The sequence below is a fragment of the Phenylobacterium sp. genome (assembly GCF_036563285.1).
Lineage (GTDB): Bacteria > Pseudomonadota > Alphaproteobacteria > Caulobacterales > Caulobacteraceae > Phenylobacterium.
Genome location: NZ_DATCMR010000003.1, coordinates 99,870 through 120,958, shown reverse-complemented (window position 1 = coordinate 120,958; position 21,089 = coordinate 99,870). Strand labels below are relative to the sequence as shown.

The following is a 21,089-nucleotide window of genomic DNA, read 5'->3' as shown; positions in this document are numbered from 1 at the left end:
GTTTCAGCCGCTTTGTTCTCGAAGATTCTGATCGCCAACCGGGGCGAGATCGCCGTCCGGATCATTAAGACGGCCCGGCGCATGGGCATCCAGACAGTCGTCGTCTATTCCGAGGCCGACGCCGATTCCATGGCCGTGGAGATGGCCGACGAGGCCGTGTTCATCGGCCCGCCGCCCGCCGCCGAGAGCTATCTCGTGGCCGACAAGATCGTCGACGCGGTGCGCAAGACTGGCGCCGAGGCGATCCATCCCGGCTTCGGCTTCCTTTCCGAGAACGCCGGCTTCGCCCGCCGGCTGGCCAAGGAAGGCATCGTCTTCATCGGCCCCAACCCCGGGGCCATCGAGGCCATGGGCGACAAGATCGAGTCGAAGAAGTTCGCCAAGAAGGCCGGCGTCTCGACCGTGCCGGGCCACGTGGGCGAGATCGACGACACCGCCCACGCCATCAAGATCGCCGAGGAGATCGGCTATCCAGTGATGATCAAGGCCTCCGCCGGCGGGGGCGGGAAGGGCATCCGCGTCGCCTGGAACCGGAAGGACGTGGAGGAGGGCTTCCCGGCCGTGAAGGCCGAGGCCAAGGCCAGCTTCGGCGACGATCGCATCTTCATCGAGAAGTTCATCGAGAGCCCGCGGCACATCGAGATCCAGGTGCTGGGCGACAAGCACGGCAACGTGGTCCACCTGTTCGAGCGCGAGTGCTCAATCCAGCGCCGCAACCAGAAGGTCATCGAGGAGGCGCCCAGCCCGCTGCTCGACCCCAAGACCCGCAAGGCCATGGGCGACCAGGCGATCGCGCTGGCCAAGGCCGTGGGCTACGACAGCGCCGGCACCGTCGAGTTCGTGGCCGGCCAGGACAGGAGCTTCTTCTTCCTGGAGATGAACACCCGCCTGCAGGTCGAGCACCCGGTGACCGAGCTGATCACCGGCATCGACCTGGTCGAGCAGATGATCCGGGTGGCCGCGGGACAGAAGCTGGCCTTCCAGCAGAAGGACCTGAAGATCAACGGCTGGGCCGTCGAGAGCCGAATCTACGCCGAGGACCCCTACCGTGGCTTCCTCCCCTCCATCGGGCGCCTGGTGCGCTACTCCCCGCCGCCGGAAGGCAAGACGGCGGATGCGGTGGTTCGCAACGACGCCGGGGTCCGCGAAGGCGACGAGATCTCGATGTTCTACGACCCGATGATCTCCAAGCTGTCGACCTGGGCGCCCAAGCGCGAGGCTGCGATCGACGCCATGGGCCGGGCGCTGGAGGACTTCCACATCGAGGGGCTGGGCCACAACGTGCCCTTCCTGGCCGCGGTGATGGACCAGCAGCGGTTCCGGTCCGGCAAGCTCTCCACCAACTACATCAAGGACGAGTTCCCGGACGGCTTCAATGGGACGGAGCCCACCGACTTCCAGCGCGATCTGATGGCGGCGGTCGGCTGCGCGATGCACCGGATCCAGGTCGGCCGCGCCGCCCGCGAGCTGCTGCGCCCGGATTGGATCGTCATCGAGAACGGCGAGAAGCGGCACGTGCGCATCGCCGAGGGCGTGGTGGAGTTCCTGGGCGAGGGCCGCACCCTTCGGCTCGCCCATGACTGGCGGCCGGGCAAGCCGTCGTTCGCCGGCGTGCTCGACGGCGTGGCCTTCACCTGCCGAGTGCAGCCGGCCGCCGAGGGCTTCATCATCCGCCACCGCGCCGCCCAGGCCCACGTCATCGTGCTCTCGCCGCGCTCTGCCGAGCTGCACGAGAAGCTGCCGCCGAAGAAGGCCGCCGACACCTCCAAGATGGTCCTCTCGCCCATGCCTGGGCTGGTCGTCTCGGTCGATGTCTCCCAGGGACAGGACGTGAAGACCGGCGAGGTGGTGGCCGTCCTCGAGGCCATGAAGATGCAGAACATCATCCGCGCCGAGCGGGACGGGACCGTCAAGGCCGTCAACGCCAAGGCCGGCGACAGCGTCGCCGCCGACGAGGTGCTGGTGGAATTCGCCTGAATCCAGGCATGCTCCCCTAAGGATTGAGGGGGTCATGAACGCGAACGGCCAGATCGACTGGAGCGAGCTGTTCTTCTCCGCGGAAGGCCGCAGCCCCCGCGCACCCGCCTGGCTGGCCGCGGCGATCCTGCTGGGCTTCGCCGCCCTCTACGAGGCCCTTGTCGGCGACACCCTGCACTGGCTGACCGGCTGGTTCGTCTATCCGCCGCTGTTCTACTGCGGGGCCTGCGTGCTCTCGAAGCGCCTGCACGACCGCGGCCGGTCCGGCTGGTGGGCGGCGCTGATCCTGTTCTCCATCGTCGCTGTCTGGCCCCACCCGGCGAGCTTCCTGGACTTCCTGTTCATGGTGGTCCTGGTCTGGGCGGTGGTGGAGCTGGGCGCCATGCCCGGCGAGCAGGGCGCCAACCGCTACGGCCCGAATCCCCTGACCGCGCCGATCGCGGCGTAATTTTCCCTCCCCTCCAGGGGAGGGACAGGCCGCACAGCGGCCCGGGTGAGGAAGTGCGGGGACGAGCCGGGAGTCAGCGCTTGACCCGGCTTCCTCACCTGTCTCGCTTCGCTCGCCACCCGTCCCTAGAGGGGAGGGAAGGCGTCCTCCACCTCCCCGAAGACCTCCCGGAAGCTCCCCTTTAGCGCCGCGTCGGCCTCGTCCATGGTCACCGGCAGCCCGAGGTCCACCAGGCTTGTCACACCGTGCTGCGTGACCCCGCACGGCACGATGCCTCCGAAGTGGGACAGCTCCGGCTCGACGTTGAGGGAGACGCCATGGAACGACACCCACCGCCGGATCTTCACCCCGACAGCGGCGATCTTGTCCTCCGAGACAAAGCGCGGCGCCTTGCGCTCGACCCACACCCCGACCCGGCCCTCGCGCACCTCGCCCTTCACGTTGAACCGCGCCAGCGCCCCGATCAGCCACGCCTCCAGCGCGGCCACGAACGCCCGCACGTCCTTCTTCCGCGCCGACAGGTCCAGCATGACATAGGCCACCCTCTGGCCGGGCCCATGGTAGGTGAACTGCCCGCCGCGGCCGCTCTCGAATACCGGGAACCGCTGCGGGTCCAGCAGGTCGCCGGGCTTCGCCGACACGCCCGCCGTGTAGAGCGGCGGATGCTCCAGCAGCCAGACGAGCTCGCCCGCGCGCCCCTCAGCGATGGCCTGCGCCCGCGCCTCCATGGCCGCCACGGCCTCCGGATAGCCGACCAGCCCGCTCGACACGGCCCACCCCGACGGTACGGCGTCCTGCCGTCCGAAAAGGGCGGCCGCGCCCCCGGTATTTAACGTGCGGTCAAGCATGTTCACCCAATGTGGGCCTTCGCCTGCGTCGCGCAAAGCGCCGGGCCAGTCGTTTGGGAGCGTTCGTTCGTGAGCCAGGTCGACGCGGTCAATGTCGAGATCCAGGTCGTGCTGGGGCGCTCCAGCATCCCCATGCAGCAGCTGCTGCGGATGGGCCGCGGCGCGGTGATCCCGCTGGACACCACGGTCAACGAGGAAGTCTGGATCCTGGCCAACAATCACCCGGTGGCCCGGGGCGAGATCCAGATCAGCGAGGATCGCATCGCCATCGCGGTGACTCGCGAAGCGAACGTCTACGACTACATGGCTGGCGGAGGCGGTTGAACGGCCGCAGCGGGGCGCCCTTCACAAAGGCGTTCGCGTTTGCTACCCCCCGCGCCTCACCACGAGCGGTCGTGGCGGAATTGGTAGACGCGCAGCGTTGAGGTCGCTGTGGGGCAACCCGTGGAAGTTCGAGTCTTCTCGACCGCACCAGTGAATCAGGGCCATCGAATCCGGTAGGAAATTCATCAGCAAGGGGGGAGGTCCGCATGAGCCGCGACGCCGACGACCTCGCCGAGCTGAAGTCCCGCCCCGAAGCCGACGAAGACCTCGAGGACCTCGCCCTCGAGGAGGACTACGCCCTCAATCCAGACTATGTGCGCGAGGTCGACGACGCGCTCGACCGCGGCGACGCCGAGCGCCTGCGCGAACTCCTCAACGCGCTGCGCAGCGAGGACATCGCCGACCTGATGGGCTTCCTCTCGGCGGACGACCGCGAGGAGCTGCTGCACCACCTGGACCCCGAGGTACTGGCCGAGGTCCTGCCCGAGCTGGACACCGAAATCCGCGAGGACCTGGTCGACCTCGTCGAGCCCGCCGCCCTGGCCCGCGCCCTGGGCGAAATGGACTCCGATGACGCCGCCGACGTCGTCGACGACCTGGAGGCCGGTCGCCGGGCCCAGGTGCTGGCGGCCATGCCCGACATCGAGCGGGCGGCGATCGAGACTGCGCTCGCCTACGAGGAGGAGACCGCCGGCCGCCTGATGCAGCGCGAGGTCGTGGCCGCCCCGCAGTTCTGGACGGTCGGCCAGACCATCGACCACCTGCGTCGCGAGAGCGACGAGCTGCCGGAGCTGTTCTTCGACGTCTACGTCGTGGACCCGAGCTACCACCCGGTGGGCGCCTGCCCGGTGAGCCACCTGCTGCGATCCAAGCGGGACATCCCGCTGGCCCAGATCATGGAGCCGATCACCGACATCCCGGTCGACATGGACCAGGAGGAGGTCGCCTACATCTTCGACAAGTACAACCTGATCTCCGCTCCGGTGGTGGAGCCGGGCGGCCGCCTCGTGGGCCAGATCACCGTCGACGACATCGTGGGCGTCATCGCCGAGGAGAGCGAGGAGGACATCCTGGCCCTGGCCGGCGTGTCCGACGCGGGCCGCGACGCCGGCGTGTTCGGCATCGTCAAGTCGCGGCTGCCGTGGCTGCTCATCAACACGCTCACCGCCGCCATGGCCGCCAGCGTGATCCGCGCCTTCGAGGGTGAGATCGTCAAGCTGGCGGTGCTGGCCGTTCTGATGCCCATCGTCGCCTCCCTGGGCGGCAACGCCGGCACCCAGACTCTGGCCGTGGCCGTGCGCGCGCTGGCCAGCCGCGAGCTCTCGGCGGTGAACGCCGTGCGCACCGTCAGCCGCGAGATGACCGTGGGCGTGCTGAACGGGACCGCGCTCGCCGCCATCACCGGGACGATCCTGTACTTCCTGTTCCGCGACCTGCGGCTCTCCATCGCCTTCGGGGCGGCGCTGGTGATCAACCTGTTCGTGGCCTCGCTGGCCGGCGCGCTCGTCCCGCTGGCGCTGGACCGCATGGGCCGCGACCCCGCCGTCTCGTCCTCGGTCTTCGTCACCTTCGTGACCGACTTCACCGGCTTCTTCGCCTTCCTGGGGCTGGCGGCTCTCATCCTGTTGTAAACCTTGGGCCTGTTAAGGATGGCGGCCTGGGACTTGCGCTGTGCCGCAGGACGCCCGCGCGTCTGTGCCAAAACGGGTCGAAGAAGGGCTGATGAAGCCGCGCCACCAGGTCTCCCCGGCCGCGATCGAGCTGATCAAGCGGTTCGAGGGCTATCGCCGCAAGGCCGCCCAGCTGCCCGACGGGCGCTGGACCATCGGCTACGGCCATACGCTCTCGGCGCGCGAAGGCGCCGAGGTGTCGGAATCCGACGCCGAGGCCCTGCTGCTCTACGACCTGATCGCGGTCGCCAAAGCGGTCAACGAGCTGACCTTCGCCCCGCTCAGCCAGAACCAGTTCGACGCGCTCTGCGCCTTCGTCTCGAACATCGGCGTCCAGGCCTTCACCGGCTCCCAGGTGCTCAAGCGCCTGAACGAGGGCCAGGTCCTAAAGGCAGCCTGCGCCTTGGAGCTGTGGCGCAAGGCCGAGTTCCAGGGCGAGGCCATCGTCATCGACGCCCTGGTCCGCCGCCGCTCGGCCGAGAAGACTCTTTTCCTGACCCCGCCAGGAGACTCCTGGCCGGTGGCGCCCACCCCGCTCCTGAAGCCCGAGCTGGACGCCGATGCCGCCCCGCTGGTGCCCCGCGACGAGCCCACCGCCCTGGTCGCCTCGCTCGACGGCGACCGCGCCACCGTGCAGCGGGAGGTGGAGCCGGAGCCGATCCCCGGCGCGCCGATCGAGGACGAGAACCCCGTCTCCACCGCCGCCGAGGCTGTGACGGCGAGATTGGAAACCCTCTTCCAGGACGAGCCGCCGGCTGAGCCGGAGCCCGAGCCCGAGCCCGAGATCGAGCTCGCGCCGGCGGAGGTCACCGAGGCGGAAGCCGACGTCCTCGACGCGCCCGAAGTGGAGCCGCTGGAGGAGGAGGAGCCGCCGTTCGAGCTCCTGCCGCCGGAGCCCGAGCTGGAGCCGACGGAAGACCGCCGCGCGGAGCCCGAGCTGGTTCAGACGGAGCCGACCGGCGACCTGTTCGAACAGCCGGCCAACGACGGTCAGGTCTCGGCCGAGCGCTTTGAGCCCGCCGAGCCCCTGCCGCCGCCGGCCGACGACGAGGGCCCGCGCGAGCGGATCGTCATCGACGACACCGCGCCCTTCGAGTTCGTACCGGTCGAGGTCCAGCCGATCGAGCGCCGCACCGGCGACGGCCTGCTGTCCCTGGTGGTGCTCGCCATCGCGGGCCTGGCCTTCTTCGCCGGCGGCCTGTTCTGGGCGGTGAACGCCCAACCCGGCCCTGAGACCGGGCTGCTGACGCCGCGGATCGTGGGCGCGCTCGCCTGCATCGCCGGCGTCGGCCTGTTCTCGATCACCGTCTACCTGCTCCTCCAGCGCCTCGGCCGCGAGCGCTGAAGCTGACGGCCCCGTCCGGCGCGTGCTAAGCCGCGCCGTATGATCCCAAACCAAGGACCCACGCTGGAATTCGGGCTCGGCGAGACCGCCGACGCGATCCGCGAGACCACCGCCCGCTTCGCCGCCCACCGCATCGCGCCGCTGGCGGCCGAGATCGATCGCACCAACGAGTTTCCCCGTCAGCTCTGGCCGCAGATGGGCGAGCTCGGCCTCCACGGAGTGACGGTGGAGGAGGCCTACGGCGGGCTGGGCCTGGGCTACCTCGAGCACGTGGTGGCCATGGAGGAGGTCTCCCGCGCTTCGGCCTCCGTCGGGCTCTCCTACGGCGCCCACTCGAACCTCTGCGTGAACCAGATCCGCCGCTGGGGATCGGAAGAGCAGAAGCGCCGCTACCTGCCCAAACTGATCAGCGGCGAACACGTGGGCTCGCTGGCCATGAGCGAAGCCGGCTCCGGCTCAGACGTGGTCTCGATGAAGCTGCGCGCCGAGAAGCGGGGCGACCGCTACGTCCTCAACGGCACGAAATTCTGGATCACCAACGCCCCGCATGCCGACACCCTGGTGGTCTACGCCAAGACCACGCCCGAGGCGGAGAGCCGCGGCATCACCACCTTCATCGTGGAGAAGGGCTTCAAGGGGTTCTCGGTCAGCCAGAAGCTCGACAAGATGGGGATGCGCGGCTCCGACACCGGCGAACTGGTGTTCGAGGACTGCGAGGTGCCCGAGGAGAACGTCATCGGGCCGGAGAATGGCGGGGCGGGCGTGCTGATGAGCGGCCTCGACTATGAGCGGACCGTGCTGGCGGCGGGGCCGCTGGGGATCATGCAGGCCTGCCTCGACGTGGTCCTGCCCTACGTCCGCGAGCGCAAGCAGTTCGGTAAGCCGATCGGCACCTTCCAGCTGATGCAGGGCAAGATCGCCGACATGTACGTGGCGCTGAATTCGGCGAGGGCGTACGTCTATGCCGTGGCCAGGGCCTGCGACGCGGGCATGACCACGCGGTTCGACGCGGCCGGTGCGATCCTGATGGCGAGCGAGAATGCGGTGAAGGTGAGCCTCGAGGCGATCCAGGCGCTGGGCGGGGCGGGGTACACAAAAGAGTATCCAGTGGAGCGTCTCCTGCGGGACGCCAAGCTCTACGACATTGGGGCAGGCACCAATGAAATCAGGCGCTTCCTGATTGGCCGGGAGCTGGTGGGGTCATGAGGCGGCTCGGCGCGCTCGCTCTACTGGTGGCGCTCGGCGGCTGCTCGACCGTGGTGGCGGAGAAGGAGCCGGAGTCGGTGTGCCCGCCGGGCCAGGAGCGCCTGCGGACGGCGCAGCTGTTCTTCGGACGCAACGTGGGCGGCAAGCCAGGCGTCAGCCAGACCGACTTCCAGCGCTTCGTGGACCAGGAGCTGACGCCGCGCTTCCCTGACGGGCTGACGGTCATGGACGGCGGCGGGCAGTGGCGGGGCAGCGAGAACCAGCTGATCCGGGAGGCCTCGAAGGTGGTGCTGATCGTGCTGCCGAAGCGCGGCGACACCACCCAGCGGATCGACGCGGTCCGGACCGCCTACAAGACCCGCTTCAACCAGGAATCCGTCCTGCTGGTCACCCAGGCGGCCTGCGTCTCGTTCTAGGCCGGAAAAGCGAAAGGCCGCCCCATCGCTGGAGCGGCCTTTCCATAGTCGGTCCGCAGTGCGGCCCCGAACCTTCACCAAACCTGGGTTAGGCGCGGACCTCAGCGGAGGTCCAGGTCACGGTCACCGAACTACGGGTGGAACTATGAGACACTGGATCACCTCCTTTCAGCTGTTGAACAGGAGAGGCCAATATGGGTGCGATGGGGGAGTCGCGCAAACGCTGCCTTGCAGCGATTTTCGTCAGCCCCCCGAGGCCGCCCGCATCCTGACCAGCGGGTCGTCGATGCTGGCGCGCCGGCGCAGCGCCTGGACCGGCGTGGAGAGCTTGTCGAGGGCGGCCACGGCGGCCCGGTAGCCTTCCTTCACCGCCGGGGCGTAGGCCGTCCAGTCGCGGATTTCGACGCCGGCCATGTCGGGCTGGATGAGGACGTCGGTGGCCTCGCGCGCGGCGGCCAGGTCGCGCCCGGTGGAGACGGTCGCCGCCCGCATCAGCAGCGAGATGATCGGCGGGCCCTTCTTCCACTGTCCGGAGAGGATCCAGCGCAGCGCCGACTCCGGCCGCGCGACGTCGTCGGCGGTGATGTTGCGCCCGCCGGTCACGTCGACGCCGACGATGGGCCCCAGCTGGGTCGAGCGCATCACATCGGCGGGGAAGTTCATCAGCACCGCGCCGTCGACCAGCACGTTGTTGCCCTCGGTGGCCGGCGGCAGCACGCCCGGCAGCGAGATGGTGGCCCGCAGCGCCTGCCGCAGCAGGCCGCGCTTGTGGATGTGGTAGGCGCCGGTGGTCAGGTTCGACGACAGGCAGAAGAACGGCAGCCAGAGATCGGCGATCTGCGCCTCGCCGAAGTGCTCCGCCAGCAGCTCGTCGACCTTCACCCCGCGGGTCATGGCCAGGATTGGCAGGGCTATGTCGTTCAGCGGGCTCGATTCCACGAAGGCCGTGCGGATCCGGAGGTCGAGCTCGGGGTCCTCCCAGCCCAGGGCGACCCCGGCAGCGATGATCGCGCCCATGGACACGCCGCCCACAAAGTCGATGGGGATGCCGCGCTGGCGTAGCGCCCGGATCGCGCCGATGTGGGCGTAGGCCCGCGCGCCGCCGCCGGAGAGCACAAGGCCAACCGACTGGCCGGTCAGCACGCGCGCGATGCGCTGGGCGTCCCCGGTGTGGTCGTTGCGCACGTGGAAGACCCGGGCCGGCTGGGCGGCGTCCACCCAGGCCTCAGAGCCCTCCGGCGCCTTCGCGTTGGCGGGCTGCAGCAGGATCAGGTCGACCAGCTGCTGGGCCTGCAGCGGCGCGGACGGGGAAGCGTGGGGGGTGATCTTCGGCGGCTCGAGGTCGCCGCGTCCGACGCGGAACAGCCGGTCCACCTGGCGCGAGACGGCCTGGCGCCAGCCCACGTCCGCCGCCTCGGCCACGTAGAGGACGAAGTCGTGGGTCCGCTCCACCTCGGAAAACCACTCGGTGGGCGCGTTGGCCGCCTCCACGCCAACGCAGGTGACGGAGTAGTCGAGGCGGGCGATCTCGAGGGCTATGCGCTCCACGAGCGGGCGCAGCGGGCCGGGCTGGCCCAGCGGCGTGAAGCCGAACACCGAGGGCTCGCCCATGCGGCCGCGGTTGGCAGCCTGCCGGGTGCGCAGGATCATCAGCCGGGCGAGCTCGGTCATCACCGAGGCGTCGCGCTCGCACTCCTCGAAGAAGGCCTCGGCGGGGAGGGCGAAGATCTCGGAGTCGCGCAGCGCGACCACGTCGGCGGAGTGCGGCGCGCCGGCGATCAGCGACATCTCGCCGGCCGGCTCGCCCGGCCGGATCACCCCGAGGAACAGCGGCTCCTGGCCCTCCTCGCGGCGGAAGGCGCCGAGGCGGCCCGTACGCAGGAAGTAGAGCTGGTCGGGCGGATCGCCGGCCGAATAGAGGGTCTGGCCGCCGGGCAGCGAGAACCACACCGCCTCCTCCTGCACCCGCGCACGGGAGAACAGGCGCGCCAGGGCGGAATCGTCGGGGATCTCAGGGAGTCTGGCCACCGCCAGAGACGATACGCTGAGTCCCGCGGCGTAGCGTGGCCGTAGGGGCCGCCGCGACCTTCCGCCCCGCCCGGGCCACTGGCGGAGTGGGCGCGGCGGATTTATCCCGAAGGACCATGGCCCTTCACATGATCAAGCTCGTCGTCGGGTGCGACACCATCGAGGACCTGCTCGACTGGCGCCGCGGGAACACCGCGCCCGGCCAGCCCTGGATCCTGCGCACCCGCCAGACGCCCAAGCGGGCGGCGGAGATGGTGGACGGCGGCTCGATCTACCGGGTGTTCAAGGGCGCCATCCTGTGCCGCCAGCGCATCCTTTCCGTGGAGACGGTCGGCGCCGGCCCCAATGCGCGCTGCGAGGTCACGCTCCACGAGGAGCTGGTCCGCGTTGCGCCGACGCCGCGGCGGGCCTTCCAGGGCTGGCGCTACCTCGAAGCCAGGGACGCGCCGGAGGACCTGGCGCTGGAGGCCTTCGGCGAGGCCCCGCCGGAACTCGCCCGGCAGCTGCGCGAGATCGGCGCCTGGTAGCGTCGCGATAAGGTTGCGGGCCCCCTTGTCGGGTTTGAAGGGGGCCCGCGCCCGACCTAGTGGACGATCCAGTCCGTGCTGGTGAGGCCGGACGGCGCCACCTGGTCGAGTGTCGTGACGAAGGTTCCCCACTGGTCGGTGGTCCCCTTGCCGTCGGTGTCGAAGTAGACCCAGGCGCCGCCGGTGGAGTTGGCGATCAGCCTCACGTAGCCGTCCGCCACGGGGTCGGTCCCGAGGTAGCCGTACTTCTGGCTAAGCGCGGAGATGTCGATCTTGTCGACGCCCGGCTTGAAGTCGGCGATGCGGCCGGCGGTCCAGGGCAGGTCCTTGAACACGAAGTGGTCCTCGGCCCCGCCGCCGGTCAGCACATCCGCGCCCTGGCCGGCCATCAGCGTGTCAGCGCCTGCGCCGCCGGTGAGCGTGTCGGCGCTCTTCGCGGACGTCAGCGTCTTGCCGGCAGGCGGCGAGAGCTGGGCCCAGGTGGTTCCCTTGGCCGGGACCTTGTCGAGCTCGACCAGGAAGGTCCCCCACTTGTCGCCATTCCCTTTGCCGTCGGTGTCGAAGTAGACCCACGACCCGCCCTTGCCGTTGTCGACCAGCTTCACAAAGCCGTCGGCCAGCGGGTTCACGCCCTTGTAGCCGTACTTGGAGAGCAGGGCGGAGACGTCGAGCTTGTCGACGCCCACCTGGAAGTCGGTGATCCGTCCCGCCGTCCACGGCAGCGCCTTGAACACGAAGGTGTCGCCGCCGGCGCCGCCGGTTAGCTTGTCCGGGCCCAGGCCCGCCGTGATGGTGTCGGCGTAGCCGCTGCCGGTCAGGGTGTCACCGTGGACGCTGGAGGTCAGCACGACGCCGACCGACGGCGGCGGGGGAGGGGGCGGAGGCGGGGGAGGCGGCGGCGGAGCCGCGGTGGTCCCAGCGAGCTGCGCCCAGGTGACGCCGGCCGGGTTCACGCCGTTGAGGGTGACCATGAAGGTCCCCCACTGGTCGCCCGTCCCCTTGCCGTCGGTGTCGAAGTAGACCCAGCTCCCGCCGGCAGCGTTGGCGATGAGCTTCACGTAGCCGTCGGCGATCGCGTCGGCTCCGCTGTAGCCGTACCTGGTCAGGAGGGCGGAGACATCGAGCTTGTCGGTCCCGACCTTGAAGTCGGTGATCTGGCCCGCGGTCCAGGCGAGGTTCTTGAAGACGAAGACATCCGCGCCCTCGCCGCCGGTGAGCACGTCGGCGCCCTGGCTGGCGGTCAGGGTGTCGCCGTAGGCGCCGCCGGTGAGCGTGTCGCCGTTGATCGCCGCGGTGAGCACCAGGCCGGTGGAGCCGGTCCCGCCGCCGCCCGTGCCGCCGCCGGTCGAACCACCGGTACCTCCGCCTGTCGAGCCGCCAGTGGAGCTGCCGGTGGAGCCGCCAGTGGAGCCGCCAGTGGAGCCGCCAGTGGAGCCGCCGGTGGAGCCGCCGGTGGAGCCGCCCGAGCCGGGCAGGGCGTAGGCGCGGATGTAGTCGATCTTGAACTCGGCCGGGAGCTGGCCGTTGGCGATCGCGCCGCCCCAGCCGCCCAGCGCCAGGTTGGCGATCATGAACATTGGCTTGTTCATGTCGGCCGGCGTCGCCATCCGGAAGACTTCGACCCCGTCGATGTACCAGGTGATGGTCTCAGGCGTCCAAAGCGCGCCGTAGGTGTGGAAGCCGTCGCCGCTGTCGGGAACATACGAGAGGCTGCCGTTGGAGAGGTGGTTGGCCTCCGTGCCGTGGTGCTCGGTGGTCCAGGTCGCGTTGTCGTCGACCGTCAACGTCTCCATGATGTCGAGCTCAGGCGGCCAGGAGCCGTCCGTCGGGATCAGCCAGAAGGCGGGCCAGGCGCCGGCCGAGTTCGGCAGGTCCGCCCGCATCTCGAAGTAGCCGTAGGTCTGGGAGTGGCTCTCCTTGGTGGTGATCATCCCCGAGGTGTAGCCGTAGCCGAAGATCTCGGGGTTCGTGGACGGCCGCGCCCAGATGGACAGGGTCCCGTCGGGGTTCACGATGAAGGGGCTCTCGGCGAAATCCCCGTTGTGCCCGCGGAAGTACGGCGAGGTGTAGATCTGCTTCTCGTTGTTGGACATCAGGGTGTAGCTGCCCGTGCCCTGCTCGCCCTGGTAGCCGAAGTCCGGGCGCCAGGTCCCGGTCGGGTTGGACTGGGCGTCCCAGATCGACAGCGGGCCCGAGAACTCGTCGCTGAAGGTGCGGGTCCCCAGGGTCGTGGTGTCGAGCTGCAGCTGGAAGTTCGTGGCCGTGAACTTGTCGACCGTGATGTTGCGGAACATCAGGCCGTGGCCGTCGCCCATGTCGAGCTTCACGTCCGCGCCGACCTGGCTCAGCCGCGCCTTGACCTGGTCGAAGCTGGTGAAGCCGGCTTTCAGGCGGACCTTATCCTCGGCGGCGTTGAAGTCCTGGACGACGTCGTTGCCCTCGCCCTTGTAGACGATGAACACGTCGGCCCCGGCGCCGCCGATCAGCACGTCCTGGCCGGCGCCGCCGTAGAGCTGCTGGGAGCCCGCGCCGCCCTGGATGATGTTGTCGAGGCCGTTGCCGGCGCCGTAGGTGCCGTTGTTCTCGACCCGCACGTTCTCGATGTTCGGGAAGTGCTCGAGGGACAGGGACTGCCAGCCGGCGATCGTGTCGACGCCTTCACCCGGGTTCTCGACGACGGTCAGCTGGTCGCGAAGGCCTTGCAGCCAGTAGATGTCGTTGCCCGACCCGCCGCGCAGCACGTCGCCCGCGCCGCCCCACAACGAATCCGCGCCCGTGCTGCCGGTGGTCGTCTCCGCCACCGCGTCGTTGTTGCCGAAGTAGCCGCTGTCCGGCCCCGTCTCGGCCGCAGGCGCGCCGTCGTACTTCGTGTAGGGCATCTTCGTTTCCCGTCCTGGAGTGGCGGCCCCGACGCCGCCTTCGATCGCTGCGGCCTCACCGCCGCGCGATTGGCCGGACGTTACCGATGCAGGCTGTACGAACCGCTGCCGTAAGATGTCGCACGCCTTGGCCGTACAAGCAGCTTGGCTGTAGCGTGAACCGCCTCGAAGTCGCGTTGAAGTTGCTTAACAAATTTATCGGTCTACAGCCGAGCTTGTCGGTCAAGCTGCTGATCTACTTCCGCGAACGGACCAACAAGCTGTGCCGTAGCGGAGCTTGACTGTAGGAACGACGTTCCGTCATTTCCACCATGCCGGTTGCGCCCGCAGAGCTCGGCTGTGGCGCCATGTCACGGTCAAGGTGTGGCGGGCTGCCGCAGAGCTGCGGACAAAAGAAAACGGCCGGTGCGGGCGCCCGCACCGGCCGTCGCCAACTGGCGTCTTCTAAGGTCGCCCTACGACCCGAAGATCCAGCCGGAACCGAGGCTCGAGAGCTGCGTGTTCTCGAGGATCAGCTGCGCGCCGCCGGTGACGTCGATCACCGTGTCGGCGCCCACCTGGGCGACCGAGTAGGTCGAACCCGGAAGGACAAAGACCTTGTCGCCTTCGGCGAAGTTGAAGTCGGTGACGCGGTCCACGCCCGCCTCGGCGAAGATGTGGAAGGTGTCCGCCCCAGCGCCGCCCGTGAGGGTGTCGGAGCCGCGGTCGCCGGAAAGCCAATCGTTGCCCCCTTGGCCCCAGACGGTGTCGTCGTTCTGGCCGCCGCGGACGATGTCGTCGCCAGCGCCGCCATCGACGAAGTCGTTGCCGATGTTGCCGAGCACCACGTCCGAGCCTTCGTCGCCCGACAGCAGGTCGTTGTCCTTGCCGCCGACCACCCAGTCGTCGCCCATGCCGCCCCAGAGGCGATCGTCGCCCTCGTTGCCGTGCATGTTGTCGAAGTTGTCGCCGCCCCAGATCTTGTCGGCGCCCGCGCCGCCCCACAGCTTGTCCTCGCCGGAGCCGCCGTAGAGCTCGTCGTTGCCCGACAGCCCGGTCAGGGTCTCGCCGCCGTTGCCGGCGCGCAGCACCACGTACGGGTCCGCGCCAACACTGCTGCCGCCGCCGCCGCCGCTGCTGCCGCCGCCGCCCGTCGAAGGGGCCGGGGGCGGGCTCACGACCGGGGGAGGCGGGGGAGTCACCACGGGGGGCGGGACCACGACCGGCGGCGGTGTCACGACCGGGGGTTCCACCGGCGGCGGAGTCACCGGCGGGGGAGTCACCGGCGGGGGGGCCACCGTCGCGCCCGGCAGGTCATAGGCGCGGATGTAGTCGATCTTGAATTCGGCCGGGAGCTGGCCGTTGGTGATCTCGCCGCCCCAGCCGCCAAGGGCCAGGTTGGCGATCATGAACATCGGCTTGTTCATGTCGGCCGGCGTGGCGGTGCGGAACACCTCGACGCCGTCGATGTACCAGATCAGGTTTTGCGGCGTCCAAAGCGCGCCGTAGGTGTGGAAGCCGTCGGACGTGTCCGGGATGTAGGACAGGTTGCCGTTGGAGCTGTGGCCGCCGACCGAGGAGTGCTGCGTCGTCCAGGCGCCGTTGTCGTCGCTGGTGAGCGCTTCCATGACGTCCAGTTCCGGCGGCCAGGAGCCGTCGGTCGGGATCAGCCAGAAGGCGGGCCAGGCGCCGGCGGCGTCTGGGATGTCCGCCCGCATCTCGAAGTAGCCGTAGGTCTGGGAGTGGCTCTCCTTGGTGGTGATCATCCCCGAGGTGTAGCCGTAGCCGAAGATCTCGCCGTTGGTGGACGGCCGCGCCCAGATGGACAGGGTCCCGTCGGCGTTGGTGACGAAGGGGCTCTCCGAGAAGTCGCCGTTGTGCCCGCGGAAGTAGGGCGAGGTGTAGATCTGCTTCTCGTTGTTGGACATCAGGGTGTAGCTGCCCGTGCCCTGCTCGCCCTGGTAACCGAAGTCCGGCCGCCACGTGCCCGTCGGGTTCGACTGGGGATCCCAGATCGACAGCGGGCCGCTGAACTCGTCGGTGAACGTCCGCGCGCCGAGGCTGGAGACGTCGAGCTGCAGCTGGAAGTTCGAAGCGGTGAACTTGTCGACGGTGATGTTGCGGAACATCAGGCCATGGCCGTCGCCCATGTCGAGCTTCACGTCGCCGCCCACCTGGGTGAGCTTGCCCTTCACCTGGTCGAAGCTGGTGAAGCCGGCCTTCAGGCGGACCTTGTCCTCGGCGGCGTTGAAGTCCTGGACGACGTCGTTGCCCTCGCCCTTGTAGACGATGAACACGTCCGCGCCGGCGCCGCCGATCAGGATGTCCTGGCCGCCGCCGCCGTAGAGCTGCTGCGAGCCCGCGCCGCCCTGGATGATGTTGTCGAGGCCGTTGCCGGCGCCATAGGTGCCGTTGTTCTCGACCCGCACGTTCTCGATGTTCGGGAAGTGCTCGAGGGACAGGGACTGCCAGCCGGCGATCGTGTCGACGCCTTCACCCGGGTTCTCGACGACGCCCAGCTGATGGCGGAGCGCCTGCAGCCAGTAGATGTCGTTGCCCGCGCCGCCCTTCAGGACGTCGCCTGCGCCGCCCCACAGGGAGTCTGCGCCGGCGCTGCCGGACACCGTCTCGGCGGCGTCGTTGTTGGAGATGAAGTTGGACTCTGGGCCGGTCTCGGCTGCCAGGGTCCCGTCGTATTTGATGTAGGGCATCAAACTCGTCCGGCTATGTGCGCCGCCCCGCCGCGGCATGGCTCCCGAAGTCGCTGTGTGTGTTGTTCTCAGCTCTTCAGGACGGACGATAAGTAAAACGGGGGTCTGGGAGACGCTCTCCACCAGAATGTCGCACGTTGCTGCGACATTCCGGCCATCTGCATTTACTTTTATGGTCAAGCTTTAGAATGTCGCAGCTGAGCCGTATCGACGCAGGTGCATGAATCTACGGGACTCGTAGCTTCACCATTCCTCCAAGTATAGGCGATTCTGTGTTAACAACCGGACAGGATGTCGCTGCGACAAGAGCTACACTGTGCGACACCCCGCCACGGTGAAGGTGTGACAACCCGCCCTAGCAAAGCTTGTTGGACGACGTTCTTCAGACCGCGAGGTTGTCGATCAGGCGCGTTCGGCCGATGTGCGCCGCGGCCAGGATGCGCGCCGGAGCCTCGATCGGGCCCGGTCCGAGGCGGGCCAGGTCGCCCGCTGCGCGGACCTCCACATAGTCCACCTTGCGGAAACCGGCCTCGGTGAGCGCCCGCACGGCGTCGGCCTCCACGGCGGCCACGGGCTCGCCGGACCGCAGCCGGCCCGCGGCCGTGCGCAGGATCGCGTTGAGCTGACCGGCGACGGGCCGCTCCTGCGCCGACAGGTACGCATTGCGGGAGGACAGCGCGAGGCCGTCCTGCGCGCGGGCGGTGGGGCCGCCCACGATCTCCACCGGGATGTCGAGGTCGCGGACCAGCCGGCGGATCACCTGGAGCTGCTGGTAGTCCTTCTCCCCGAACACCGCGACGTCTGGGCCGCACTGCAGGAGCAGCTTGGTGACGACGGTGGCGACGCCCGTGAAGTGGCCCGGCCGGGCGGCGCCGTCCAGCGGCTCGGTCACGCCGGCGACCGAGACCGTCGTCGAGAAGCCTTCGGGGTACATCTCGGCCGCGCCGGGCGCGAAGACGAGGTGGGCGCCCGCCTGCGCCAGCAGCTCCACGTCGCGCGCCTCCGCGCGGGGATAGGCGTCGAAGTCCTCGTTGGGTCCGAACTGGGTCGGGTTGACGAAGATGCTGACCACCACGCGCTGCGCGCGCTCCAGCGCCAGCCGCACCAGGGACAGGTGGCCCTCGTGCAGGGCGCCCATGGTGGGCACGAAGCCGACGCGCTCGCCGGCGCGCCGCCAGGCCGCGACCTGGGCGCGGAGCTCGGCGACGGTGCGCACGACGGGGAGGGGCGGCGGCATCGGCGGGGCTTATGGCGGAGCCTCGCGCGTGCGTCTATCTGCCTGGCGTCCATCCACAGGCCGCTGGGCGTCGCGCCGTTGACCCGAATCTCGCCGGCGGGCTCCTTATCGCCGGTTCACTGGCCGCACTGCGGCCGACGGAGTTCAGCATGTCGCAAGCCAGCGTCATCGTGATCGGCAACGAGAAGGGCGGGGCGGGCAAGTCCACCATCGCCATCCACATCGCCGTCGCCCTGCTGCACGGCGGGGCCAAGGTGGCGGTGCTGGACCTCGACCTGCGCCAGCAGACCATGGGCCACTTCTTCTCCAATCGCCGCCAGTGGCTCGCCGCCAACGGCGCCGAGGCGCCCATGCCCCTCGAGCATCCGATGAGCTCCCAGGGCGACGGGCTCGCCAAGTCCGCCGAGGCCGACCAGGTGGCGCGCTTCGAGGCGGCGTTCGCCGAGCTCGCGGGCCAGGCCGACTTCCTGCTGATCGACACCCCCGGCAGCGACACCGCCATCAGCCGCGCGGCGCACCGCCGGGCCGACCTGATCGTCACCCCCATGAACGACAGCTTCGTGGACTTCGACATGCTGGGCGTGGTCGATCCCGTCACCTTGGACCTGAAGCGCCACAGCCTCTATTCCGAGACCGTCTGGACCTGCCGCAAGGAGCGCGCGACGCTCGAGCGCAAGCAGATCGACTGGGTGGTGCTGCGCAACCGCCTGGCGCCAACCGAGGCGCGCAACCGCAAGCGCCTGGACGAGCGGGTGAACGCGCTCTCGCGCAAGGTCGGCTTCCGCGTCGGGCCGGGGCTGCGCGACCGGGTGATCTACCGCGAGCTCTTCCCCTTTGGCCTGACCATCGCCGACCTGTCGCCGGTGATCCGGCCCGTGGCGATGAGCCTGCAGCATGTCGCCGCCCGCCAGGAGCTGCGCGCCCTGATGAGCGCGCTGGGCTTCACGGGGCTGGACGAGAGCGAGAGGATCGCGGCGGAATAGCCGCATGCTCTACCTCGCCCTCGGGGCCGCCGCGCTCGCCGTCTTCCTGTTCCTAGGGCGCGGCAAGCCGGTCCTGAAGCGGCGCGAGTGGCGGATCGCGGCGGGCATGTTCGCCCTCGTGGCCTTCGCGGCTGCGGCCTACACCGGCATCCGCGGCCAGTGGATGGTCACCATCGTCCTGGTCATTTTTGGCCTGTGGCTGTCGTCCTCGGCCCGCACCACCGGCATGGGCCCGGGCGCCGTCCGCGCGCCCGCGAAGGGCCGCATGAGCCTGGACGAGGCCCGCTCGATCCTGGGGGTCGACGCCGACGCGACGCCGGAGGAGATCAAGGAGGCCTACACGCGCCTGATGCGCATGGCCCACCCCGACAAGGGCGGCACCTCGGGGCTGGCGTCCCAGCTCAACGCCGCGAGGGATCGGCTTCTCAGGGGCTGACAAGGAAAAACCCCGGAGGTCGCCCTCCGGGGTCTTCCGTCAGACTGGATCAGCCGGCTCAGCCCTGCGGCGAGGCGACCGCGCAGGCCATCTTCTTGGCCTTGATCGCCTTGCAGGCCTGCCTGGCCTCGTACTCGCTCATGCCCACGAAGCGCGAGCGGTAGCGGCCGCCGGCCTTGTCGACGGTAGGCCTGGCGCCGTCCACCTTGGCGCCGAAGCGCTTCTCGATCAGGTCGATCTGCTCCTTGGCGTCGGCGCGCGACTTGAAGGCGCCCACCTGGACGGACCAGGAGTCCTTCTTCTTCGGCTCGACGATCTTCACCTGGCTGGCGCGCGGGGCAGGCGTGGCGGCGGCGAGCTTGATGCGGTCGCCCACGTCGTCCTCGTCGCCCTGGGCGGTGCGGCCCTGGACGATCGGCCCGACCAGGTCGGACTCGAAGAAGTTCTGCGCCACGGTGATGTTCTCGCCGCGGGCGCGGCGGTTCATTACGTCGAAGCCGGTGAGCAGCAGGCCCTCGGCGGCCTTGTCGCGCGAAACCCGCGTCGGGCCGCCCAGCACCACGACGATCAGCCGGCGGCCTTCACGCACGCCCGAGATGGCGATGTTGAAGCCCGAGGCGTTGGTGAAGCCCGTCTTCAGGCCGTCCACCCCCGGCACGCCGGTCAGCAGGTGGTTGTGGTTGCGGTAGTTGCGGCCGCGGAAATTGAAATTGGTCTGGGTGAAGTAGCGATAGTACTGCGGGTAGTCCCGCATCACCGCGCGCGACAGGATCGCCAGGTCGCGGGCCGTGGAGATGTTGCGGCTGTCGGGCAGGCCGTTGGCGTTGGCGAAGTTGGTGTTCGACATGCCGAGCTCCTTGGCCCGGAGCGTCATCAGCGCCGTGAACCGGCCCTCGGTCCCGCCCAGCTTCTCGGCCATGGCGACCGCGGTGTCGTTGGCCGACAGGGTGGTCAGCGACTGGATGGCTTCGTGCACCGTGATCGAGCCGCCGGCGCGCACGCCGAGCTTGGTCGGCGACTGGGCCGCCGCCCGCGGCGAGAACGGCACCGGGTCGTCCAGCTGGATCTTGCCGGCCGCCAGCGCCTCGAAGGTGAGGTAGAGCGTCATCACCTTGGTGATCGACGCCGGATAGCGCGGGCTGTCCGCGCGCTTGGCGTAGAGCACCTCGCCGCTCTTCGCGTCGACAACGATCGCGGCGTACTTCGACTGCGTCGACGGCAGAAGCTGCAGGTAGGGGGTCTGCGCCTGAGCGGTGGTCGCCATGGGAGCCACGGCGGTCGCCAGGGCGACACCGAACGCAACGAACAGGCGGCGGGCGTGCTTCAACATGCTTCGTCCGTCGAATCAAAGGGTTGAGGCGGCCCCCCGCCGCCGTGAATCTCACCTACCATGACACCCTTACCCTTGCTCTAGAGTAAACAGCTCTTGAACGGGCGGAAATGTCGCGCCGGTCTGGGACGGCCTGCAGGACGGGCGCCAATCTCATTGTGCAGTGCACAAATCGCCCTTGACTGCTGCAGTGCAACATGAGACAACGGCCGTGAGCTGGGGACATTACGTTCCCCCTTCGAGATTTTGCACCGCGGCAGTAACGCCGCAGAAGCTTCGCCGTTCTCCCAGGAGTGCCTGATGTCTGAATCCGTCGAAAACGTGAAGACCACCGTCGAGCAAGTGACCGCCGCCTCCACCGTCGCCTTCAAGGACGGCGTGGAGAAGACCCTGGCCGCCCTGAACGAGGCCAACACGGTCTCCAAGCAGAACCTGGAAGCCGTGGTCGCCTCCGTGACCGCCGCCACCAAGGGCGCCGAAGCGATCGGCGCGCAGGCGATGGCCTATTCCAAGGCCGCCTTCGACAACCAGGTGACCGCCGCCAAGGCGCTCGCCGGCGCCAAGAGCGTCCAGGAAGTCCTCGAGCTGCAGACCGCCTTCGCGAAGTCGGCGCTCGAGACCTACATGGCCGAGGTCGCCAGGATGTCCGAGACCGTCACCGCCTCGATGAAGGACTCGGTGAAGCCGCTGAACGAGCGCGTGACCGCCGTGGTCGAGCGCCTGCAGGCCGCTCGCTAAACATCAA

The 21,089-nt window shown here is 69.1% G+C and carries 17 protein-coding genes and 1 tRNA gene; 12 read left to right on the top strand and 6 right to left on the bottom strand.

Features of this window, described 5'->3' with window-relative positions; translation table 11 throughout:
* Positions 1–12: 12 nt before the first annotated feature.
* Together VIL76_RS02700 and VIL76_RS02695 are read left to right on the top strand one after the other, a co-directional pair.
* Complete coding sequence (locus VIL76_RS02700) at positions 13–1,977, top strand: acetyl/propionyl/methylcrotonyl-CoA carboxylase subunit alpha (protein WP_332043447.1); 1,965 nt, start codon at positions 13–15, stop codon at positions 1,975–1,977.
* 34 nt (positions 1,978–2,011) lie between these two features.
* The gene (locus VIL76_RS02695) at positions 2,012–2,425 is read left to right on the top strand and encodes a DUF805 domain-containing protein (protein WP_332043446.1); all 414 of its coding nucleotides are present in this window, start codon (positions 2,012–2,014) and stop codon (positions 2,423–2,425) included.
* A 125-nt stretch (positions 2,426–2,550) separates the two neighbouring features.
* Here VIL76_RS02695 and lipB read toward each other — a convergent pair whose 3' ends face one another.
* On the bottom strand, positions 2,551–3,273 hold the full coding sequence (gene lipB / locus VIL76_RS02690) for a lipoyl(octanoyl) transferase LipB (protein ID WP_332043508.1): 723 nt from the start codon (positions 3,271–3,273) through the stop codon (positions 2,551–2,553).
* Positions 3,274–3,282: 9 nt separating this feature from the next.
* Here lipB and VIL76_RS02685 point away from each other — a divergent pair, with 9 nt between their 5' ends.
* The 6 genes from VIL76_RS02685 to VIL76_RS02660 all read left to right on the top strand — a co-directional run bounded on the left by VIL76_RS02685 (position 3,283) and on the right by VIL76_RS02660 (position 8,234).
* Positions 3,283–3,597: a FliM/FliN family flagellar motor switch protein gene (locus tag VIL76_RS02685; RefSeq protein ID WP_332043445.1), complete on the top strand. Its 315-nt coding sequence runs from the start codon at positions 3,283–3,285 to the stop codon at positions 3,595–3,597.
* Positions 3,598–3,662: 65 nt separating this feature from the next.
* A tRNA-Leu gene (locus VIL76_RS02680) sits at positions 3,663–3,747 on the top strand.
* 56 nt (positions 3,748–3,803) lie between these two features.
* Entirely contained in the window at positions 3,804–5,228 is a 1,425-nt protein-coding gene (gene mgtE / locus VIL76_RS02675) for a magnesium transporter (RefSeq protein WP_332043444.1), read from the top strand.
* 91 nt (positions 5,229–5,319) lie between these two features.
* Entirely contained in the window at positions 5,320–6,612 is a 1,293-nt protein-coding gene (locus tag VIL76_RS02670) for a lysozyme (RefSeq protein WP_332043443.1), read from the top strand.
* A 39-nt stretch (positions 6,613–6,651) separates the two neighbouring features.
* The gene (locus VIL76_RS02665) at positions 6,652–7,818 is read left to right on the top strand and encodes an isovaleryl-CoA dehydrogenase (RefSeq protein ID WP_332043442.1); all 1,167 of its coding nucleotides are present in this window, start codon (positions 6,652–6,654) and stop codon (positions 7,816–7,818) included.
* Entirely contained in the window at positions 7,815–8,234 is a 420-nt protein-coding gene (locus VIL76_RS02660; RefSeq protein WP_332043441.1) for a DUF3574 domain-containing protein, read from the top strand. Before VIL76_RS02665 ends, VIL76_RS02660 begins: the two co-directional genes overlap by 4 nt.
* Positions 8,235–8,477: 243 nt before the next feature.
* On the opposite strand, the gene VIL76_RS02655 is transcribed toward VIL76_RS02660, so the two are convergent.
* Positions 8,478–10,262, bottom strand: a complete 1,785-nt coding sequence (locus tag VIL76_RS02655; protein ID WP_332043440.1) for a patatin-like phospholipase family protein — start codon at positions 10,260–10,262, stop codon at positions 8,478–8,480.
* A 116-nt stretch (positions 10,263–10,378) separates the two neighbouring features.
* On the opposite strand from VIL76_RS02655, the gene VIL76_RS02650 reads away from it, so the two are divergent.
* A complete protein-coding gene (locus VIL76_RS02650; RefSeq protein WP_332043439.1) occupies positions 10,379–10,789 on the top strand; it encodes a DUF1489 domain-containing protein in 411 nt (136 codons plus the stop codon).
* A gap of 56 nt (positions 10,790–10,845) precedes the next feature.
* On the opposite strand, the gene VIL76_RS02645 is transcribed toward VIL76_RS02650, so the two are convergent.
* The 3 genes from VIL76_RS02645 to panC all read right to left on the bottom strand — a co-directional run bounded on the left by VIL76_RS02645 (position 10,846) and on the right by panC (position 17,595).
* Positions 10,846–13,668 carry a family 16 glycosylhydrolase gene (locus tag VIL76_RS02645; RefSeq protein WP_332043438.1) on the bottom strand — a complete coding sequence of 941 codons (2,823 nt, stop codon included), beginning with the start codon at positions 13,666–13,668 and terminating at the stop codon, positions 10,846–10,848.
* 455 nt (positions 13,669–14,123) lie between these two features.
* Positions 14,124–16,358: a family 16 glycosylhydrolase gene (locus tag VIL76_RS02640; protein WP_332043437.1), complete on the bottom strand. Its 2,235-nt coding sequence runs from the start codon at positions 16,356–16,358 to the stop codon at positions 14,124–14,126.
* Between the two features lie 382 nt (positions 16,359–16,740).
* Positions 16,741–17,595: a pantoate--beta-alanine ligase gene (gene panC / locus VIL76_RS02635; protein ID WP_332043436.1), complete on the bottom strand. Its 855-nt coding sequence runs from the start codon at positions 17,593–17,595 to the stop codon at positions 16,741–16,743.
* A 149-nt stretch (positions 17,596–17,744) separates the two neighbouring features.
* Here panC and VIL76_RS02630 point away from each other — a divergent pair, with 149 nt between their 5' ends.
* Complete coding sequence (locus tag VIL76_RS02630) at positions 17,745–18,578, top strand: division plane positioning ATPase MipZ (protein WP_332043435.1); 834 nt, start codon at positions 17,745–17,747, stop codon at positions 18,576–18,578.
* Positions 18,579–18,582: 4 nt separating this feature from the next.
* Positions 18,583–19,014 carry a J domain-containing protein gene (locus VIL76_RS02625; protein WP_332043434.1) on the top strand — a complete coding sequence of 144 codons (432 nt, stop codon included), beginning with the start codon at positions 18,583–18,585 and terminating at the stop codon, positions 19,012–19,014.
* 58 nt (positions 19,015–19,072) lie between these two features.
* On the opposite strand, the gene VIL76_RS02620 is transcribed toward VIL76_RS02625, so the two are convergent.
* Positions 19,073–20,344: a D-alanyl-D-alanine carboxypeptidase gene (locus VIL76_RS02620; RefSeq protein WP_332043433.1), complete on the bottom strand. Its 1,272-nt coding sequence runs from the start codon at positions 20,342–20,344 to the stop codon at positions 19,073–19,075.
* A gap of 300 nt (positions 20,345–20,644) precedes the next feature.
* Between VIL76_RS02620 and VIL76_RS02615 the strand changes: the two genes are divergently transcribed.
* Complete coding sequence (locus tag VIL76_RS02615; RefSeq protein ID WP_332043432.1) at positions 20,645–21,082, top strand: TIGR01841 family phasin; 438 nt, start codon at positions 20,645–20,647, stop codon at positions 21,080–21,082.
* Positions 21,083–21,089 lie beyond the last annotated feature (7 nt).

What these genes read in the sequence shown, in the direction of transcription:
- VIL76_RS02620 (WP_332043433.1), bottom strand. Translation starts at nt 20,344, where the DNA reads ATGTTGAAGCACGCCCGCCGCCTGTTCGTTGCGTTCGGTGTCGCCCTG.
- VIL76_RS02670 (WP_332043443.1), top strand. Translation starts at nt 5,320, where the DNA reads ATGAAGCCGCGCCACCAGGTCTCCCCGGCCGCGATCGAGCTGATCAAG.
- mgtE (WP_332043444.1), top strand. Translation starts at nt 3,804, where the DNA reads ATGAGCCGCGACGCCGACGACCTCGCCGAGCTGAAGTCCCGCCCCGAA.
- VIL76_RS02640 (WP_332043437.1), bottom strand. Translation starts at nt 16,358, where the DNA reads ATGCCCTACATCAAATACGACGGGACCCTGGCAGCCGAGACCGGCCCA.
- VIL76_RS02630 (WP_332043435.1), top strand. Translation starts at nt 17,745, where the DNA reads ATGTCGCAAGCCAGCGTCATCGTGATCGGCAACGAGAAGGGCGGGGCG.
- VIL76_RS02625 (WP_332043434.1), top strand. Translation starts at nt 18,583, where the DNA reads ATGCTCTACCTCGCCCTCGGGGCCGCCGCGCTCGCCGTCTTCCTGTTC.
- VIL76_RS02650 (WP_332043439.1), top strand. Translation starts at nt 10,379, where the DNA reads ATGGCCCTTCACATGATCAAGCTCGTCGTCGGGTGCGACACCATCGAG.
- VIL76_RS02645 (WP_332043438.1), bottom strand. Translation starts at nt 13,668, where the DNA reads ATGCCCTACACGAAGTACGACGGCGCGCCTGCGGCCGAGACGGGGCCG.
- VIL76_RS02695 (WP_332043446.1), top strand. Translation starts at nt 2,012, where the DNA reads ATGAACGCGAACGGCCAGATCGACTGGAGCGAGCTGTTCTTCTCCGCG.
- VIL76_RS02685 (WP_332043445.1), top strand. Translation starts at nt 3,283, where the DNA reads ATGTGGGCCTTCGCCTGCGTCGCGCAAAGCGCCGGGCCAGTCGTTTGG.
- VIL76_RS02615 (WP_332043432.1), top strand. Translation starts at nt 20,645, where the DNA reads ATGTCTGAATCCGTCGAAAACGTGAAGACCACCGTCGAGCAAGTGACC.
- VIL76_RS02665 (WP_332043442.1), top strand. Translation starts at nt 6,652, where the DNA reads ATGATCCCAAACCAAGGACCCACGCTGGAATTCGGGCTCGGCGAGACC.
- lipB (WP_332043508.1), bottom strand. Translation starts at nt 3,273, where the DNA reads ATGCTTGACCGCACGTTAAATACCGGGGGCGCGGCCGCCCTTTTCGGA.
- panC (WP_332043436.1), bottom strand. Translation starts at nt 17,595, where the DNA reads ATGCCGCCGCCCCTCCCCGTCGTGCGCACCGTCGCCGAGCTCCGCGCC.
- VIL76_RS02660 (WP_332043441.1), top strand. Translation starts at nt 7,815, where the DNA reads ATGAGGCGGCTCGGCGCGCTCGCTCTACTGGTGGCGCTCGGCGGCTGC.